This is a genomic window from Variovorax sp. SRS16 (assembly GCF_901827165.1).
In the GTDB taxonomy this organism is placed as follows: domain Bacteria; phylum Pseudomonadota; class Gammaproteobacteria; order Burkholderiales; family Burkholderiaceae_C; genus Variovorax.
The window spans coordinates 25,607-43,857 of sequence record NZ_LR594666.1; the positions used below are offsets into that span (position 1 = coordinate 25,607).

At 67.6% G+C, this 18,251-nt stretch carries 19 protein-coding genes; 10 read left to right on the forward strand and 9 right to left on the reverse strand.

The window, feature by feature from the left end; translation table 11 throughout:
• Positions 1 to 31 precede the first annotated feature (31 nt).
• From E5P2_RS00110 to E5P2_RS00140, 7 genes are all read right to left on the reverse strand, one after another.
• Positions 32 to 226 (reverse strand): heavy-metal-associated domain-containing protein, encoded by a 195-nt coding sequence (locus E5P2_RS00110; protein WP_162565155.1) that lies wholly within the window; start codon positions 224 to 226, stop codon positions 32 to 34.
• Between the two features lie 136 nt (positions 227 to 362).
• Positions 363 to 1,493: a sterol desaturase family protein gene (locus tag E5P2_RS00115; protein ID WP_162565156.1), complete on the reverse strand. Its 1,131-nt coding sequence runs from the start codon at positions 1,491 to 1,493 to the stop codon at positions 363 to 365.
• 18 nt (positions 1,494 to 1,511) lie between these two features.
• Entirely contained in the window at positions 1,512 to 2,801 is a 1,290-nt protein-coding gene (locus tag E5P2_RS00120; RefSeq protein WP_162565157.1) for a beta-ketoacyl-[acyl-carrier-protein] synthase family protein, read from the reverse strand.
• Positions 2,798 to 3,073 (reverse strand): acyl carrier protein, encoded by a 276-nt coding sequence (locus E5P2_RS00125; protein ID WP_162565158.1) that lies wholly within the window; start codon positions 3,071 to 3,073, stop codon positions 2,798 to 2,800. Before E5P2_RS00125 ends, E5P2_RS00120 begins: the two co-directional genes overlap by 4 nt.
• A 41-nt stretch (positions 3,074 to 3,114) precedes the next feature.
• Positions 3,115 to 3,954, reverse strand: coding sequence for an alpha/beta hydrolase (locus E5P2_RS00130; RefSeq protein ID WP_162565159.1), 840 nt, complete (start codon positions 3,952 to 3,954; stop codon positions 3,115 to 3,117).
• Positions 3,951 to 7,055: an efflux RND transporter permease subunit gene (locus tag E5P2_RS00135; RefSeq protein WP_162565160.1), complete on the reverse strand. Its 3,105-nt coding sequence runs from the start codon at positions 7,053 to 7,055 to the stop codon at positions 3,951 to 3,953. Before E5P2_RS00135 ends, E5P2_RS00130 begins: the two co-directional genes overlap by 4 nt.
• Positions 7,052 to 7,459: a hypothetical protein gene (locus E5P2_RS00140; protein WP_162565161.1), complete on the reverse strand. Its 408-nt coding sequence runs from the start codon at positions 7,457 to 7,459 to the stop codon at positions 7,052 to 7,054. Before E5P2_RS00140 ends, E5P2_RS00135 begins: the two co-directional genes overlap by 4 nt.
• A 173-nt stretch (positions 7,460 to 7,632) precedes the next feature.
• Between E5P2_RS00140 and E5P2_RS00145 the strand changes: the two genes are divergently transcribed.
• Positions 7,633 to 8,322, forward strand: a complete 690-nt coding sequence (locus tag E5P2_RS00145; RefSeq protein ID WP_162565162.1) for a response regulator transcription factor — start codon at positions 7,633 to 7,635, stop codon at positions 8,320 to 8,322.
• Positions 8,319 to 9,692 (forward strand): sensor histidine kinase, encoded by a 1,374-nt coding sequence (locus E5P2_RS00150; RefSeq protein ID WP_162565163.1) that lies wholly within the window; start codon positions 8,319 to 8,321, stop codon positions 9,690 to 9,692. Before E5P2_RS00145 ends, E5P2_RS00150 begins: the two co-directional genes overlap by 4 nt.
• A 16-nt stretch (positions 9,693 to 9,708) precedes the next feature.
• On the opposite strand, the gene E5P2_RS00155 is transcribed toward E5P2_RS00150, so the two are convergent.
• Positions 9,709 to 10,812 (reverse strand): alkene reductase, encoded by a 1,104-nt coding sequence (locus E5P2_RS00155; RefSeq protein ID WP_162565164.1) that lies wholly within the window; start codon positions 10,810 to 10,812, stop codon positions 9,709 to 9,711.
• Between the two features lie 121 nt (positions 10,813 to 10,933).
• On the opposite strand from E5P2_RS00155, the gene E5P2_RS00160 reads away from it, so the two are divergent.
• On the forward strand, positions 10,934 to 12,142 hold the full coding sequence (locus E5P2_RS00160; RefSeq protein ID WP_162565165.1) for a YbfB/YjiJ family MFS transporter: 1,209 nt from the start codon (positions 10,934 to 10,936) through the stop codon (positions 12,140 to 12,142).
• A gap of 22 nt (positions 12,143 to 12,164) precedes the next feature.
• On the opposite strand, the gene gstA is transcribed toward E5P2_RS00160, so the two are convergent.
• A complete protein-coding gene (gene gstA / locus E5P2_RS00165) occupies positions 12,165 to 12,773 on the reverse strand; it encodes a glutathione transferase GstA (protein ID WP_162565166.1) in 609 nt (202 codons plus the stop codon).
• Positions 12,774 to 12,945: 172 nt separating this feature from the next.
• Between gstA and E5P2_RS00170 the strand changes: the two genes are divergently transcribed.
• The 7 genes from E5P2_RS00170 to E5P2_RS00200 all read left to right on the forward strand — a co-directional run bounded on the left by E5P2_RS00170 (position 12,946) and on the right by E5P2_RS00200 (position 18,251).
• Positions 12,946 to 13,131, forward strand: coding sequence for a DUF1328 family protein (locus E5P2_RS00170; protein WP_162565167.1), 186 nt, complete (start codon positions 12,946 to 12,948; stop codon positions 13,129 to 13,131).
• Entirely contained in the window at positions 13,131 to 13,298 is a 168-nt protein-coding gene (locus E5P2_RS00175) for a hypothetical protein (protein ID WP_174262625.1), read from the forward strand. The genes E5P2_RS00170 and E5P2_RS00175 overlap by 1 nt, the downstream gene beginning before the upstream one ends.
• 185 nt (positions 13,299 to 13,483) lie before the next feature.
• The gene (gene mnmG / locus E5P2_RS00180) at positions 13,484 to 15,439 is read left to right on the forward strand and encodes a tRNA uridine-5-carboxymethylaminomethyl(34) synthesis enzyme MnmG (protein WP_162565168.1); all 1,956 of its coding nucleotides are present in this window, start codon (positions 13,484 to 13,486) and stop codon (positions 15,437 to 15,439) included.
• Positions 15,436 to 16,074, forward strand: coding sequence for a 16S rRNA (guanine(527)-N(7))-methyltransferase RsmG (gene rsmG / locus E5P2_RS00185; RefSeq protein WP_162565169.1), 639 nt, complete (start codon positions 15,436 to 15,438; stop codon positions 16,072 to 16,074). Before mnmG ends, rsmG begins: the two co-directional genes overlap by 4 nt.
• A 57-nt stretch (positions 16,075 to 16,131) precedes the next feature.
• Positions 16,132 to 16,746 (forward strand): LysE family transporter, encoded by a 615-nt coding sequence (locus E5P2_RS00190; protein WP_162565170.1) that lies wholly within the window; start codon positions 16,132 to 16,134, stop codon positions 16,744 to 16,746.
• Between the two features lie 50 nt (positions 16,747 to 16,796).
• A complete protein-coding gene (locus tag E5P2_RS00195) occupies positions 16,797 to 17,663 on the forward strand; it encodes a ParA family protein (protein ID WP_232076915.1) in 867 nt (288 codons plus the stop codon).
• Positions 17,664 to 17,708: 45 nt separating this feature from the next.
• The gene (locus tag E5P2_RS00200; protein WP_162565171.1) at positions 17,709 to 18,251 is read left to right on the forward strand and encodes an RBBP9/YdeN family alpha/beta hydrolase; all 543 of its coding nucleotides are present in this window, start codon (positions 17,709 to 17,711) and stop codon (positions 18,249 to 18,251) included.

Below are 18,251 nucleotides of genomic sequence, written 5' to 3' on the forward strand. Positions count from 1 at the left end.
GCCCGGCGGCGTAGGCCGCCCGGTGTGTGCACTATTTCGCCTGGTACCCGGCGTTCTCGATGGCGACGATGATGTCCTGGCGTGGCTGGTTGCTCAGCACGTCGACATGGCCGCTTTCGAGGTCGACCGTGACCTGGGCTTCAGGGTCGACCGTCTGCACCGCGTTCTGCACGGCGCTCACGCAGTGGTTGCAGCTCATGCCCGAGACCTGGAATTTCTGGCTCATCGTCGTTGCTCCTTGAGGTCGATGGAATGGAAATGCAAGTCTGAACCTTCCCACGAGGTGAATGTCCAGTCGGCGGCTGTTTGACCTTGCGGCGTGCTGAGGTTTTCGCCTGCGCTGTCTCCGCGCGGACGCCGGCTCAGTGCGGCCAGAGCAGCGCCACGGCGATGCCGAGGCCCAGCAGCTGCAGCCCCCACGCGGAACGCGCCCGCAGCCGCGCATCGAGCAGCGCGCCGGTCGTCCAGAGGCCGGCGCCGCAGAGCGCCAGCAGCGCCGCATCGAGGCCGAAGCGCAGATCGTCGGCGCACCAGAGGAAGCGAAGCACCACCGCGGTCCAGAGCAGGAACTGCAGCGCGCCGGCGATGCCTTGCTGCGGGTGCGCGGGCGGCGTATCGGCGCGCGCCGCGACCAGCGAGAAGGCCGGCTTCGGATCGCGCAGCGCCACGTCCGCCGGCCGCCAGCCCGGCGGCATGAACCACACCCGCAGCTTGTCGCGCCAGTGCCGCGTGCGCCGCGCGTCGCGCCACAGCGGCGCGTAGGGCCCGAAGACCGCATGCAGGGGATTGCTGCCCTCGAGCCGTTCGCGCGTGCCGTAGACACAGGGCGCCGCCTCTTCGGCGAAGGTGCCGAACAGGCGGTCCCAGACCACCAGCATGCCGCCGTAGTTATGGTCGATGTACTCGTCATTGACCGCGTGATGGACCCGGTGGTTGGAGGGCGACGAGAACACGCGGTCGAACCAGCCGAGCTTGCCGATGTGCTCGGTGTGGATCCAGAACTGGTAGAGCAGCACCGCCAGCCCGGCCAGGCCGAATTGCTCGGGCGGCACGCCGACCACGGCCATCGGCAGATAGAACACCCATCCCAGCAGCGCCACCAGGCTTTCCTGCCGCAGCGCGGTCGAGAGATTGAAGCGCCGGCTCTGGTGGTGCACGGAATGCGCGGCCCAGAACACGGCCGACTCGTGACCGGCGCGATGCAGCCAGTAGTCGCAGAAGTCGAACAGCAGGATCGCCAGCGTCCAGCCGATCGCGCTGTTCCAGAAATCCGGCCGGGTCCAGAGCGCGAGTGCCGGATAGACCCACGCATACAGGCCGATCTGGAACAGCTGCGTGCACGCCGCGACGGCCTGGCTCAGCAGGCCCTGGCTCAGGCTGGCGACGGTGTCGTCGAAGCGATAGGTGTTGCGCTTGCGCAGCCATCCGTAGATGAACTCGCAGGCCATCAGCAGCGCGAACACCGGCACCGCGAAGACCACCAGCCGGTGCATGGATGCCTCGCGTCCTCTTCAGTCCGCCGCCGTGCGCGCGGCGACGATGACCGCGTTGGTGCCGCCGAACGCGAAGGAGTTGGACATCGCGTAGCGCAGGCCCGCGGCCTCGCGCGCGGTGCCGCGCACGAAGTCGAGGTCGAAGGCGGCATCGGGCGTGTGCAGATGCGCGGTGGGCGGCAAGACTTCGCGCGCCAGTGCACGCAAGGTCGCGACCAGTTCCACCGCGCCGCCGCCGCCGAGCAGATGGCCGTGGATCGCCTTGGTCGCGCTCACCGGCACCTGGTTGCCGAACACCGCGAGGATCGACGCTGCCTCTGCCGCATCGCCGGCCGAGGTGGCCGTGCCGTGGGCATTGATGTAGCCGATCTGCGCCGCCTCCAGCCCGGCGTCGCGCAGGGCCGCGCGCATCACGCGCGACTGCCCCGCGGAATCCGGATTGGTGATGTGGCTGCCATCGCAATTGGTCGCATAGCCGGTCAGCGTCGAATGCGCCGGCACCCCGCGCGCACGCGCATGCGATTCGGACTCGAGCACCAGTGCCGCCGCGCCCTCGCCCAGCGCGAAACCCGTGCGGTCGGCCGAGAACGGCCGGCACGCGGTGGACGGCGCATCCGCGGGCGGCGTCGCCAGCACGCGCATCGCCTGCCAGCCCGCCATCAGGCCCGGTGTCAGCATCGCCTCGTGGCCGCCGACGATCGCGACATCGAGCCAGCCGCCGCGGATCGCCCGCATCGCCTCGCCGATGGCCACGGCCGACGACGCACAGGCGCAGGCATAGCCGATGGCCGAACCGCGGGCGCCGAAGTGCAGCGCGATCTCGGCGACGGCCGCATTCGGCATCACCGTGAGCACCGTGGTCGGACGCATGCGCCGGTGTTCGCCGTAGAGCGCCGCGGCGGTGCTGTCGAAGGTGGCGGCGCCGGCCATGCCGCTGCCCCAGAACACGCCCAGGCGCTCGGGATCGACGCTCGAAGGCGCCAGCCCGGCCTGCGCTGCGGCGTCCTGTGCGACGCAGAGGGCCATCGCCGTGCCGCGGTCGAGCGGCAGGCGCGAGGTGCTGCGCGTGGCGCTCGCATCGAAGTCGCAGCGCGCCAGCGCGAGCTGCATGGGATCGAGCCCTTCGAGCCGCAGCGTTTCGCGCTCGACCGCCGAGCGCCCTTCGAACAGCGCCTCGTCGAAGGCCTCGGCGGTGCGCCCGAGCGGCGTCAGCAGGCCGATGCCGGTGACCGCCACGCGGCCCGCGTGCGCGGCGCCCTCCCGGCGATGGCTCGCGCGCACGCCGGCTGCGGCATCACCGGCCCTCATGCGGTGGGAGCGAGCGCGCTGCGCGGCTCGAGCTCCATCTGGTCGATCACTTCGCACAGGCGCTGCAGCGTGATGCCGGCTTCGCGCGGGTCGAGGCGTTCTTCCGGGATGCGAAGACGAAAGGCGTCCTCGACGGCGAAGACGAACTCCATCAGCGCGAGCGAGTCGAGGCCGAGATCGGCCAGTGCCGCATCGGGCTGGATGACGGCGGGCTCCAGATGGAACTCGGTTTCCAGGATCTTGGCGATGCTGTTGAAGGTGGTGGAACTCATGGGTGCGTTCTCCTTGGTCAGAGCGAAGGCGTGCCGCGCCTTCAGGCGGTGCCGTGCGCAACGGCTGCGGCGAATTCGAGGGTCTCGCGGATCACCTGCTGGCGATCGTTGTCGATGGTGATCATGTGAAAGCTGTTGCCCAGGATCACGGTGCGGAACGAAGCGCAGCGCAGGCCGCGCGCGAGGATGTCGAGGTTGGCGATGCTGGCGACTTCGTCCTCGCGCGCGTGCAGCGCCAGCACGTCTTCGCACACCACCTGGGCGAGGCGCGCGCGCACGTGGCGGATCAGGCGGTCGTGCTCGCGCAGGTGGGCGATGCCGATCACCGAGGCGCCGGCGCTGGAGATGCGGCGGGTGCGCAGCTCGCGCTCGATCCAGGCGCGCACGCGTTCGTTCTTGACGCCGTAGGGCGGACGCTCGCGGTATTTCCAGAAGCGACCGAGCGGGGTGTAGAACGCGAGCGGCAAGAAGAACTGGCGGCGCGGAACCGACCAGCCGTCGAAGCGCAGCGTGGTGGACATCAGCACCAGCGCGTCGACGCGCCGGCCGCAGCGGATCGCCGCGCCCAGCGCGAGCGAGGCGCCGGCGGAGATGCCGATCAGCATCACGCGGTCATGGGTGGCGCGCAGCGCGTCGACCTTCTGCTCGATGGCATCGATCCAGCCGGCGAAGGGCGTGGCGCGCTGCACCGCGAGCTCGGCGTCGAAGGAATAGCCCGCGATCGGCAGCGGGTGGATGGCGTAGCCGAGGCTGCGCAGGGAGGACTCGACGGGTCGCAGTTCGTCGGGCGTGCTGCACAGGCCGTGCAGCAGGACCACGGCGGTGCGGCGCGCGGCCGGGTGGCCGACGCCGGCGGTGTCGAAGGACTCGCGCGCACTCACAGGACCACCTCGGCTGCATGAGCCTCGGCGCTTGCTGCGGCCGCGGCTTTGGGCGCGAACCACGCGAGGCAGGACGCGGGCAGGACCACCAGCGCGAGCAGCGTGCCGGTGAAGAGGCCACCGATCACCACGACCGCCAGCGGACGCAGGAGCTCGGCGCCGGCGCCGTGCGACAGCGCCATCGGCAGCAGGCCCGCGGCCGCGAGGCTGGCCGTCATCCCCACGGTGCGCAGCCGGCCCATCGCGCCTTCGCGGATGGCATCGACCACCGGGCGGCCGTCATTGCGCAGCTGCTGGAATGCCGACAGCATCAGCATGCCGCTCAGCGCCGACGGGCCCGCGAGCACGATGAAGCCGACGACGGCCGCGACGGACAGGGGCATGCCGGAGATCCAGAGCGCCAGGCAGCCACCCGCCATGGCCAGCGGCACGCTCAGCAGCGCCAGCGCCGCCATCGGCAGCGACTTGAAGACCTCGAGCAGCAGCACGAAGATCAGCAGCAGCGAGACCGGCGCCACCACTGCGAGCCGTGCCATCGCACGCGCCTGGTTCTCTAACTCGCCGGACCATGCGACCGTGTAGCCGGCCGGCAGCCGGACGTGGCGCGCGACGCGGGCCTGCATGTCCCGCACCACCGAGCCCATGTCGCGGTCCTTGATGAAGACGCCGACGGCCATCGTGCGGCGGCCCGCTTCACGCGCGATGTCCATGGCACCGCTGGTCTCGCGGATGTCGGCGACCGCGGCGAGCGGGGTGTCGCTGCCGTCCGGCGTGGCGATCGGCATGCTGCCCAGCGTCGCGACCGTGCGGCGCGATTCGGGCAGACGCACGGCGACCGGCAACTTGCGCTCGCCTTCCCACAGGAAGGTGGCCGGCTTGCCGGCGAGCGCCACCTCGATCATGTCCTGCACGTCGTTCACGTTGATCCCGGCGTGCGCGGCGCGCTCGCGGTCGATGTCGATCGCGAGCTGCGGCAGATGGCCTTCGCGGTCGAAGCCGGCGAGAGACACGCCGCGCACCTGCTTGACTTCGTGCTCGATCGATTCGGCGATGCGGCGCAGCGTCGCATCGTCGTCGCCCGCGACCCGGACCACGATCTGGCCGTCGGTCTGCGAGATCGACTCGAGCAGGTTGTCGCGCACCGGCTGCGAGAAGGTCGGCGCCATGCCGGGCAGCGCCGAGAGGGCGCGGTCCATCTGATCGATCAGCTGCGGCTTCGTGATGCCGTCGCGCCATTGGTCGTGCGGCTTCAGGTCGACGAAGACTTCCGCCATGCTGATGGTGCGCGGGTCGGTGCCGTCCTCGGGCCGGCCTGCCTTGGACACGGTGGTGCGAACCTCCGGCACCGTCAGCAGCGCCTGGCGCGCGTTGTGCAGCATGCGGCCGGCTTCGGCGGTCGATACGCTGGAGGGCAGCTGCAGATGAATCCAGACCGAGCCTTCGTCGAGTTCGGGCATGAACTCCGAACCGAGGCGCGATGCGGCCAGCAGCGCCAGCGCGCATGCCGCGAGCGCGACGGCCGCCACTTGCCTGCGATGGTCCAGCGCCCAGTCGAGCACCGGCGCATAGAGGCGCTGGCCGGCGGCGGCGATGCGGTTGTCGCCACGCGGCAGCCTGCGCCGCAACAGCCCGCCGGCCAGCAGCGGCACCAACGTCAACGAGAAGATCAGCGCAGCCGCCAGCGCACTGCCGCTCGACAGGGCCATCGGCTGGAACAGGCGGCCCTCCTGGCGCTGCAGCGCCAGGATCGGGAGCTGCGCCGCGATCAGGATCAGCATCGCGAACAGCGTCGGCCGGCCGACTTCGGCCGTGGCCTCGATGAGGGCGCGGCGCCGCTCGTCGCGGTCTTGCAGTCCGGGTCTTTCGGACAGGCGATGCAGGATGTTCTCGACCACGATCGCCGCGCCGCACACGAGCATGCCGAAGTCCATCGCGCCCAGGCTCGACAGGCTGGCCGGCACGCCGCCAAGGGCCAGGCCGAGGAAGGCGGCCAGCAAGGCCAGCGGCATCACCACCGCCACGGCCAGGCTGGCGCGCAGGTTCCACAGGAACAGGCAGAGCGTCAGCGAGACCCCCAGCGCGGCTTCGACCAGGTTGCGCAGCAGGGTCGCGCGCGCTTCGCTCATCAACGACGTGCGGTCGTAGAAGGGCACGATCTGCACGTCGGCCGGCAGCCCGCGCCCGTTGAGCTGGGCGATCTTGTTCTTCACGTTGTTCAGCACCACGCTGGCATTCTCGCCCCGTCGCATCACGACGACGCCCGTGACCACGTCATCATCGAGATCCTGGCCCACGGTGCCGAGGCGCGGCAACGCGCCGATCTCCACATGCGCTACGTCGCGTACGAGGATCGGTGTCGTGTCCCGCGCGGAGACGACGATGCGGCCGATGTCGTCGGCCGAGCGCAGGAGGCCGATGCCGCGGATCGCGTACTGCTGCGCGCCCTGCGCCAGATAGCTGCCGCTGGCACTCGCATTGCCGCGGCCCAGTGCATCGAGCAGTTGCTGCAGGCTGAGCTTGCAGGCCCGCAGCTTGTCGAGGTCGGGTTGCACTTCGTACTGCTTGATGGCACCGCCCATCACGACCACATCGGCCACGCCGGGCACCTGCCGCAGCTGACGTTCCACGGCCCAGTCCTGGATGCTGCGCAGCTCGGTGGCCGAGAGTGCATCGCCGCGCAGCCGGTAGCGCAGGATCTCGCCCGCAGGCGTGGTGTTGGGCGCGATGTCGGCCTTCGCTTCGGAGGGCAGGTCGACACTGCGCAGTCTCTCCGCGATCTGCTGGCGAGCGTCCTGCACCCTGGCCGCGTCGTTGTAAGTGACGACGGTGAACGAGAGGCCGAACTGCGTGTGCGACAGCACGCGGATCGCATGAGGCAGGCCCGACAGCGCGACCTCGATCGGCAGCGTGACCTGTCGCTCGACTTCTTCGGCGGCATGGCCCGGGTAGAGCGCGATCACGGTCACCTGGATGTCGCTCGCGTCGGGAAAGACCTCGAACGGGAGCTTCCTGAAGGCAAGGAGGCCGACCATCACGAACAGCAGCGTGCCGAGCACGATGAGGAGCGGCCGGTCGAGCACATACCGGATCGATCGCTTCATGGCTTGCCGCTGCCCAGTGCGCTGGCCGCGACGTGTTCCGGATCGTCCGGCCCGGTGACGATGGCCGCCGACCTCTGCGCTTCGCACAGCTCGCGGGCCAGCAGGAGTGCGTTGTCGCTGACCACCAGCTCGCCGGCTGCGAGACCGTGCGAGATGGCGACCTCCGAGGCGCCGAGGTGGGCGACGCGCACGTCGCGCGACTCGAACACGCCGGGCTGCACCTCGACCAGCACCGAATGCCGCGCGCCATGCAGCATCACTGCCGCGGCCGGCACCACGACGCCCGGGGTGGATGTACCGGGAGCGGCCGCGGTGAGCGGCAGCAGCCTGAGCTGCGGATGGTCCGGCGCGAAACGGATCTGACGCCCCTGCACGGTGGGCGCCGGCGGCTCTGCATCGACCACGGACCCACCGTGATCGCCGCATGCCGCGAGCGCTGCGCCCATACAAAGGGAAAGGGCCGCACATGCGGCCCGCTGTCGTATCCTCATGCTGCGTTTATCGCGTTGCAACGCTGACCTCCCACTGACCCTTGCGTGCTGTAGAAATACGTACCTCTTTTATTGCGAGTCATCCCATGCGAATCATGTTGGTCGAAGACGATGCGGTGCTGCGCGACGTGATGCTGCGAAGCCTGCGCGACGCGGGTCATCGCGTCGATGTGGCGGCGAATGTGGAAGACGCCGATCACCTGTGGCGCGTGCAGCCCTTCGATGCGGTGCTGCTCGATCTCAACCTGCCGGCCACGGCCAGTCCGACCAGCGGGCTGGCCAGCGGGTTGACCACGCTGCGCCACGCGCGCGCACGCGGCGACCGGACGCCGGTGCTGGTGCTGACCGCGCGCGATCGCACCGAGGAACGCATCGCGGGGCTGGATGCCGGCGCCGACGATTACCTCGGCAAGCCCTTCGACCTGGCCGAGGTCGAGGCGCGCCTGCGCGCGCTGGTGCGTCGCGCGCAAGGCACGGAGGACGTCGCGACGCTGGGCCGGCTGAAACTGGATCGCAAGGCGCGGCGCTTCGCCGTCGCGGGCGTTCCGCTCGACCTGCCGGCACGGGAGTTCGAGGTGCTGTGGGAACTGATGAGCCCGCCGGGCCGCACGGTCAGCAAGCGCGCCATGTCGGACAAGCTGTCGACCTTCGACGAATCGCTCGGCGACAACGCGCTCGAGGCCTTCATCTCGCGGCTGCGCAAGAAGCTCGCCGGCAGCGGCGCCGGCATCCGTACCTTGCGCGGCATCGGCTATCTGCTGGAAGCGGAGGAGTGAGCGAAGCGGCGCGCGTCACCGCGGCGAACGCGCCGTCGCTGACCGCGCGCGTGCTGCGGCATGTGTTGCTGCCGCTGGCATTGACCTGGCTGGTCGGCACCGCGGTGGCGCTGGTCATCGCGAACTACTTCACCGAACAGGCCTTCGACCGCGCCATGCTCGACGATGCCTATTCGGTGTCGGCCAACGTGCAGGCGGGCGAGCGCGGCATCGAGCTGCTGCTGTCGCCGCGCGAAGTCACGACCGTGCTGTTCGACCAGACCGAGGCGGTGTACTTCGCGGTGCTGCGGCCAGACGGCTCGCTGCTCGCGGGCCATGCAGGCCTGCAGGCGCCGATGCCCGACGGCGGCGAACGCTATCGCTTCTCCGACGTGAGCTATCAGGGCAAGCAGCTGCGCGCCGTGGTGCTGAGGCACGAGACGCCGGACGCCTACCACGTGGTGATCGCGCAGACCACGCGCGCGCGCACCGCGATGCTGGAGCGCCTGCTGGTCTATTCGCTGGCGCCGCAATGCGTGCTGCTGCTGGTGCTCGCGACCTGGCTGTGGCGGGGCATCGAGCGCGATCTGCGTCCGCTCGGCGGACTGCAGCGCGCGCTCGATCGGCGCGATGCGCAGGACCTGTCGCCGGTGGTGGTGGCGCACACGTCGCGCGAACTCGAGCGGCTCGGCGATGCCGTCAACGCATTGTTCGAACGGCTCGGCCACAGCGTGCGCGCGCAGCGCGAGTTCGCCGGCAACGTGGCGCACGAACTGCGCACGCCGCTGGCCGGCATCCGCGCGCTCGCGGAGTACGGGCTGGCGCAATCGACGCCCGCGGTGTGGCGCGAACAGCTCGAACGCATCGCCGCGAGCCAGGCGCGCGCCAGCCACCTGGTCGACCAGCTGCTGGGCCTGGCGCTGGCCGACGAAGGGCATGCGGGGCTGCCGCGCGAGCCGCTGCGGCTTGATCAGCTGGCGGAGCAGGCCGTGCTGCGCCATCTGGCGCGTGCCGATGCGCGCGGCGTGGACCTGGGGGCGCGCGGGCTCGACGATGCGGTGACGGTGCAGGCGAATGCTGCGCTGGTCGAAGGCGTGCTCGACAACCTGATCGACAACGCGCTGCGCTATGGCGGCCGCACGATCACCATCGAGCTGGCCGGCCGTACGCTCGGCGTGGTCGACGACGGTCCCGGCATCCCGCCCGAGCTGCAGCGCGACCTGACGCAACGCTGGTCGCAGGGGCCGGCCGGCCACATGCTGGGGCAGGGCGCCGGGCTGGGGCTCGCGATCGTGGCGCGTTACGCGAAGCTGCTCGGCGCCGAACTCATGTTCGCCAAGGCGACGGATGAGGGCGGCTTGCGCGTGAGCCTGGCCTTCGGGCCGGACTGAGCAGCCGTCCGGCCGCTCAGGCCAGTGCGGGATAGTCGGTGTAGCCCTTCTCGTCGCCGCCGTAGAAGGTGTTCTTGTCCCACGGATTGAGCGCTGCGCCTTCGCGCAGGCGGCGCACCAGGTCCGGGTTGGAGATGAAGGGCTTGCCGAAAGCCACGAGGTCGTCGCCTTCCCTCAGCGCCTCTTCGGCGAGCGGCTTGTCGTAGCCGTTGTTGACCATCCAGGCGCCTTTGCCGCCGGCCTTGCGGTATGCAGCCTTGAGCGCCTCGTAGTCGAAGGGCCGGTCCTCGATGTCGCGCGGACCGCCGGTGGCGCCTTCGATGATGTGGATGTAGGCGAGGCCGAGCGGGGCCAATTGCCGCACGACGTAGTCGAACAGCGGTTGCGGGTCATCGTCATGCACGTCGTTCGAGGGGGTGACCGGCGACAGTCGAATGCCGGTTCTCCCACCGCCGACCGCGTCGACGACAGCACGCGTCACTTCGAGCAGCAGGCGGGCGCGGTTTTCGATGCGGCCGCCGTAGTCGTCGGTGCGCTGGTTGCTGCTGGTCTTGAGGAACTGGTCGAGCAGGTAGCCGTTGGCACCGTGCACCTCGACGCCATCGAAGCCGGCCGTCTCGACGGCATTGCGCGCGGCCGCGGCATAGGTGTGGACGATGCCGGGCAGCTCGGCGGCGTCGAGTGCGCGCGGCGCGGAGGTTTCGACGAAGGTCGGCACGCCGTCCTTGATGAGCACGGTCTTGGTCCTGGCCGTGATGGCCGAGGGCGCGACCGGCTGGCCGCTCTCCGGCTGCAGCTCCGTGTGCGAGACGCGGCCGACGTGCCAGAGCTGCACGACGATCTTGCCGTCCTTTGCGTGCACCGCATCGGTCACGCGTTTCCACGCATCGAGCTGCTCGGTGCCGTAAAGGCCCGGCACGTCGGCATAGCCTTGTCCCTGGTGGCTGATGGCGGTGGCCTCGGTGATCAGCAGGCCGGCGCTGGCGCGCTGTGCGTAGTAGGTGGCGGCGATGTCACGCGGCACGGCATCGGGCGAACGGTTGCGCGTGAGCGGGGCCATGACGATGCGGTTGGCGAGCTGCAGGTCGCCGGCCTGGAGAGGTTCGAAGAGGGAGGACATCGTGATCGGACGGATGAAGGTGGAAGAAAACAAGGCCGACGGTAAACGAGCCCGTGCAGCCCTGCTGCCGCGGGGTTGTCGGTTTGCTGGTAGGCAATTGCCGCAGAATGGCGGCCTCCCCATGACGACGACTGCCGCCACGCTCACGCCTGCGCATGCGCTTCGGCTCGCACTCGCGTTGTCGCTGGGCGCGGCCGTGTCGCTGGGCATCACGCGCTTTTCCTTTGCGTTGCTGCTGCCGCCGATGCGTGCGGACCTGGGCTGGAGCTACACGCTGGCGGGCGGCATGAACACGGCGAACGCCGCCGGCTATCTGCTCGGCGCGCTGATGACGCCGGCCCTGCTGCGGCGCTTCGGCCCGGTCCGTTTGCTGGTCGGCGGCGCCGTGTGGGCCAGTCTTTTCATGGCGGCGAGTGGCTTTTTCATTTCGGCGCCGGCATTGCTGCTGCAGCGGCTGCTGGCGGGTCTGGCGAGCGCATGGGTCTTTGTCGCGGGCGGCCTGCTGGCGACGCGACTCGGTGCGATGCAGCCCGGGCGCATGGGGCTTCTGTTGGGGCTGTACTACGGCGGCACGGGCTTCGGCATCATGCTGTCGGCGCTGCTGGTGCCACCGGTGCTGCAGGCGGCGGCGCGGCATGACCACGGCTGGGCCTGGGCCTGGTGGACGCTCGCGCTCGCGAGCGGCGCTGCGACGGCGGTGCTGTGGGCGGCCACGCGGGCCATGCACGGCGGGGCGTTCGCAGCGTCCGCTGCATCCGGGTCCCATGGGGTGCACGCGCGCGTCGGGCGGCTCGGTTGGGCGCTGGCGGCCTATGCGTTGTTCGGCGCCGGCTACATCGGCTACATGACTTTCGTGATCGCCCTGCTGCGCGAGCAGGGCGCCCGCGCGGGCGAGATCACGATGTTCTATGCCTTGCTGGGCGTCGCGTGCATTGCGTCGTCACGGCTATGGGCCGGCCTGCTGGACCGCTATCGCGGTGGCGGCCCGCAGGCCGTACTCAACGCCCTTCTGGGCATCGCCACGCTGCTGCCGGTGCTGAGCCATGCGTGGCCCTGGACTCTGGTTTCCGGGCTTTTGTTCGGTGCGGTGTTTCTGTCGGTGGTCGCCTCGACCACGGCGCTCGTGCGCCACAACCTGCCGCCGACCCAATGGGCGACCGGCATCAGCGCCTTTACGATCGTCTTCGCTTTCGGGCAGATCGTCGGGCCGACGGTGACCGGCTGGATCTCCGACGGCGCCGGCGGCCTCGCGCGCGGGCTCGTGGCGTCGGCGGTCACGCTGTGGATGGGGGCCGCGCTCGCATCGCGACAACGGCCGCTGCCGCGGTGAGCGCCAGACGACCCGATGGCGCCTACTTGCTCGGTGCTTCCGCCTTCAGTGCTTCCTGCACGGCAGGACGCGCGCCGACGCGTGCATGCCAGGACTGCACGTTGGGATAGGGCGACAGGTCGAAGCCGGTGGGCTTGGCCCAGTTGGTGACGGTGAAGAGATAGCCGTCGGCGACGGTGAAGTGCTCGCCCATCAGGTAGTCCTTGCCTTCGAGCTCACTGTTCAACCATTCGTAGCGCGCCTTGAGCTTGTTCTTCGCGATGGTCTTGGCTTCTTCGGGCATGTTGGGGTTGAACATCGGCGAGAAGCCCTTGTGGATCTCGGTGCCGATGAAGGTCAGCCATTCCTGCAGCCGGTAGCGCGACAGCGTGCCATTGGCGGGCGCCAGATTCTTGGTGGGCGCGAGGTCGGCGATGTACTGGACGATGGCCGGCCCTTCGCGCAGCCGCGTGCCGTCGTCGAGCTCGAGCATCGGCACATAGCCGAGGGGGTTGATGCCGTAGTAGTCGGTGCCGTCCTGCAGCTTGTGGCTCTTGGTGCTGGCGAGCACGGGTTCGAAGGCCAGTCCGGCTTCGCGCAGCGCGATGTGAGGGGACAGCGAGCAGGCGCCCGGCGAGTAGTACAGCTTCATGCGATGACTCCAGAGGATGGGAAACGTTCTTGCGAACTGAGCCGATGCTAGCGGTTTATGGCGATCGCGTTTTGTCCTACGACGCGTTGCGAGGAGCGACTATCGGGACAAGGCCGGGCGCTTCCTATGCTCCCTCGCGGTGCGGCGGATGTCCGCACGAAGGAGATTGCTCATGTTGAAGTACGCGATCGTATTCGCCGTCATCTCGCTGGTGGCCGGTGCGCTGGGCTTCGGCGGTGTGGCGGCAGGCGCGGCTGGCATCGCGAAGGTTCTGTTCGGGCTGTTCCTGATCCTGGCCGTCGTGTTCCTGGTGCTTGCGGCGCTGGGGGTTGGCGCGGTGAAGAAGGCGTTGGACTGATGGCGCAGCTTGTTCCGCGGTGGCCACGCGTGCGGCCTTTGGTGGTGCTGCTGCAAAGTCCCGCTCATCGCGCCGTGCGGGTGTTGCACGTGACGCAGTCGAACTGGCAGGTCGGAAACAAGCGCCGCCCGCGCGCCTGCGGCCTGCAAAAAGCCGGGAAGCGCTAGATTCCTCGCGGCGGTCCGTCGCAGCCCGAAGGCAGGACGGCGATGATGCTATAAAAAAGATAGCATCAAATCCAGGCGAGGCAATGGAATACGCGGCTCGGGCTTTGTCCCTTGCAGTCGCACAGAGTGGGCTTGGCGATTAAAATCATCGCCCTTTCGCGCCGCGCGCAGATGCGCTCCACTTCATGCTGTATCCCGAAGAATTTGATGTGATCGTCGTTGGCGGCGGCCATGCCGGCACCGAGGCTGCGTTGGCGGCCGCACGCATGGGCGTGCGCACCTTGCTGTTGACCCACAATATCGAGACGCTGGGACAGATGAGCTGCAACCCCTCGATCGGCGGCATCGGCAAGGGACATCTGGTCAGGGAGATCGATGCGCTGGGCGGCGCCATGGCCCTCGCGACCGATGAGGCGGGGATTCAGTTTCGAATTCTCAATTCGAGCAAGGGCCCAGCCGTTCGGGCGACGCGTGCGCAGGCAGATCGTGTGCTCTACAAGGCGGCGATCCGCCATCGGCTGGAAAACCAACCGAATCTATGGCTGTTTCAGCAAGCGGTCGACGATCTGATGATCGAGGGCGACCGTGTGGTGGGCGCCATCACGCAAGTGGGCATTGGCTTTCGCGCGCGGACCGTGGTGTTGACGGCGGGCACCTTTCTCGACGGCCGCATCCATGTGGGTCTGGATAACTACCGGGCTGGCCGCGCCGGTGATCCGCCCGCCATCAGCTTGTCGGCACGCCTCAAGGAACTGAAGCTGCCGCAAGGGCGGCTCAAGACGGGAACGCCGCCGCGACTCGATGGCAGGAGCATCGATTTTTCGAAGTGCACCGAGCAACCCGGCGATGGCATGCCGGGCGGTGCGGATGCCATGCCAGTCTTCAGCTTCATGGGCCGCGCCGAGATGCATCCACGGCAAATGGCGTGCTGGATCACCAACACGAACAGCCGCACCCACGAGATCATCCGCTCCGGCTTCGATCGCAGCCCGATGTTCACCGGCAAGATCGACGGCATCGGGCCGCGCTATTGCCCGAGCGTGGAAGACAAGATCAACCGCTTTGCGGACAAGGAAAGCCATCAGATTTTCCTGGAGCCCGAGGGCCTGTCGACCAACGAGTACTACCCGAACGGCATTTCGACGAGCTTGCCGTTCGACATTCAGTACCGGCTGGTCCGTTCGATGGCGGGGCTGGAGAACGCGCACATTCTCCGACCCGGCTATGCGATCGAATACGACTACTTCGATCCGCGAGAACTCAAGAGCAGTTTCGAGACACGAGCGATTCAGGGACTTTTCTTCGCAGGCCAAATCAATGGGACGACCGGCTACGAAGAAGCGGCCGCCCAAGGGCTCTTTGCTGGCGTCAATGCCGCATTGCAATGCCGAGCGGAAGCCCCGTGGCTGCCCCGTCGCGACGAGGCCTATCTCGGCGTTCTGGTAGATGACCTGATTACCAAAGGGGTCACTGAGCCGTACCGCATGTTCACCAGCCGGGCCGAGTTCCGGCTTCAGCTGCGCGAAGACAATGCCGATATGCGTCTCACAGAGGCGGGGCGCAAGCTGGGTTTGGTCGACGATGCGCGCTGGGATGCGTTTTCGCGCAAACGCGATCTTGTTTCACGTGAAACACAGCGGTTGGCATCGATTTGGGTCAATCCTCGCAATCTGCCGGCGAGCGAGTCCGAGCGCGTGCTCGGCAAGGCCATCGAGCATGAATACAGCCTGGGCGATCTGCTGCGCAGGCCCAATGTGAGTTACGACGCCTTGATGTCGCTCGATGGTGGTAAATACGCGGGCGCCGAGTTGTTGGGCGAGGTCGAGATCGAGCAGATCGAAATCGCGGCAAAGTATTCGGGCTACATCGATCGTCAGCACGATGAGGTGGAGCGGGCAGCGCATTTCGAGAATCTCAGGTTGCCCTTGGATCTGGATTATCACCAGGTTGCGGCGCTGAGTTTCGAAGTGAGGCAGAAGCTTGCGAAGCACCGCCCGGACACATTGGGCATGGCTTCCCGCATTTCGGGGGTGACGCCGGCGGCGATCTCCCTGCTCATGGTCCATCTCCGGAAGGGCGGGTACCGCGCCTTCACGCCGCGACCCGGAGTGGAGGCGGCTGAGCCTCAGATCGCGGAATGAGCCAGGATCGCCTGCTGCGCGAAGGCGCTTCCGCGCTCGGCATCGAGTTGACCGATCGCCAATGCGAGCAACTGCTGGCCTACAGCGTTCTGATTCTCAAATGGAACAAGGTCTACAACCTGACTGCGTTGAGAGACCCGGCCACCGTGCTGACCCATCACTTGCTCGACAGCTTGGCGGTGGCGGGGCCTCTTCGTCGTGAGCGGCCGAGTGGCGCGACACTGCTGGACGTTGGCGCAGGGGCTGGCTTGCCAGGCGTCGTCATCGCCATCCTGAGGGACGATATTCATGTCACTTGTCTCGACGCGGTGGCGAAGAAGGCGGCATTTGTGCAGCAAGTGACCGCTGAGTTGGAGCTCGCCAATCTCCGCGGATTGCACGCGCGCGTCGAGGCATTGAGTGGCAGTTACGACATCGTCAGCTCGCGCGCCTTCGCGTCGCTACCGGACTTCTTTCGCCAGTCCCGGCAGCTGTTGGCCGAAGAAGGCGTCTGGCTTGCCATGAAGGGGAGGGTGCCGAGCGACGAGCTTGCGCAGTTGCCTTCCGATATCGATGTGTTTCACGTGGAACAACTGAATGTTCCTGGGCTGGACGCCGAGAGATGCATCGTCTGGGCACGAAAACGCCTCTCTTGATGGGTGTGGCGCTTGGACCTCGCTTAGACTCGACGCTCTCCCATCCCAGGTAATTTCATGTTTGGTATCGCTGACTACGGCGCATTTGTCGCGGCCATCCTTCTCTTTCTTGCGATCCCCGGACCAGGGAATCTGGCGCTGATCACTTCGACGGGGAAGGGTGGAATTCGAGCGGGCCTGGCTGCCACGATGGGCGTGATCGCCGGCGACCAGGTCCTGATGTGGGCGGCCGTGGCCGGTGTCGCGGCCTTGCTGGCCGCCTATCCGACGGCCTTCAAGACTGTTCAGTGGCTTGGCGCAGCCTATCTGGCATGGCTGGGGTTCAAGATGCTGACGGCCAAGCCGGGTGCCGCTCCGATTCTCAATATTCGCCCAGGCCACTACCTGCGGCAGGCGCTGATGATCACCCTGATGAATCCCAAGGCCATCGTCTTCTATATGGCATTCTTTCCGCTGTTCGTGGATCCGGTTCGCCATCAAGGGCTCACCACCTTCGCCGTGATGGCCCTCACCATCGCCGTGCTCACCTTCGTCTACGGTCTTTCGGCCACGCTGCTCACGCATTTTCTGGCCGAGCGTTTGCGGGCCAATCCGCGCATTTCGCGCACCTTCGAAAAACTGGCAGGCGTCTTTCTGATCGCCTTCGGTGTCAAGCTGGCCGTCTCTCGATGATCAAGCCTGGCCTGAGTCCTTTCCTGCCCGCCCGGCGAGGCGCCTGATCCATGGCGAAGATCTTTTGTATTGCCAATCAGAAGGGCGGCGTCGGCAAGACGACCACCACGGTCAATCTGGCCGCTGGTTTGGCCAAGGTGGATCAGCGTGTGTTGATGATCGATCTCGATCCTCAAGGCAATGCGACCATGGGCTCAGGCGTCGACAAGCGCAAACTGGAAACCACGGTCTACGACGTGCTATTGGAGTCGGCTTCGGTTGCCGAAGCGCGGGTCAAGGCCGACAGGTGCGGCTACGACGTGTTGGGCGCGAACCGCGAACTTGCGGGCGCCGAGGTCGAAATGGTGGCGCTGGACAGGCGCGAAAAGCGGCTGCGCACGGCGCTGGCAGCCGTCGGAGCCGAGTACGACTTCATTCTGATCGACTGCCCGCCGAGCTTGAGCCTGCTCACGCTCAACGGGCTGTGCGCCGCGCATGGCGTGATCGTTCCGATGCAATGCGAGTATTTCGCGCTCGAAGGCCTGACGGACCTGGTCAACACCATCAAGCAGGTGCACGCCAACCTCAACAAGAATCTGCAGATCATCGGGCTGCTGCGCGTCATGTTCGATCCGCGCGTCACGCTTCAACAACAGGTCAGCGAGCAGCTCAAGGCGCACTTCGGCGACAAGGTCTTCGATACAGTGATCCCGCGCAATGTGCGGTTGGCCGAGGCACCGAGCTACGGCCTTCCGGGCGTGGTCTTCGACCCTGCCGCCAAGGGCAGCCTGGCATTTGTCGCCTTCGCGGAGGAACTGGTCAAAAAAATGCCGCCGGCCAGCGCCTTCGCACCCATCCCGCCCGCTGCGCCTCCGGTCGCGGCAGCCAGCCCTGTCAACGTGCCGCCCGCGGCCGTTCAAGATGCCGACGGGATCTGACGTGCCCGAAGGAAAAAGCGTCGACGGCGATCGATTTCAAGGCTGATGGCTGTCTCGAAAACCCTCCTCCTGCCAGGCTGGCAGAACAGCGGTCCCGCGCACTGGCAAAGCCGCTGGGAGTTGATCCATGGCGATCATCGCGTCGATCAGCACGATTGGATGCGGCCCTTGCGCGGCGACTGGTCGGCGCGCCTCGAGGAAGAAGTGCTGGCCGCGCCCGCGCCTGTGATGCTCGTCGCGCACAGCCTCGGGTGCATCCTCGTTGCCGCCTGGGCTGCTCATTCGCGCAACACGCACAAGGTGCGCGCCGCGTTGCTGGTCGCGCCGGGCGATCTGGAACGCGAGGACATTCGCCAGATGATCCCCGGCTGGGCACCGATCGTGTGGCAAGCCCTCCCATTTCGCTCGTTGCTGGTCGCAGCACGCAACGACCCGTACTGCGAAGCCGAACGTTCTCGCGAGATGGCGCGCGCTTGGGGTGCGGACTACCTCGATGCGGGTTTGCGCGGCCACCTCAACGGCGAATCCGGCCTCGGCGACTGGCCCGAGGGGCGAAAGCTGCTGAACGACCTACTGAAAGAAAATTGA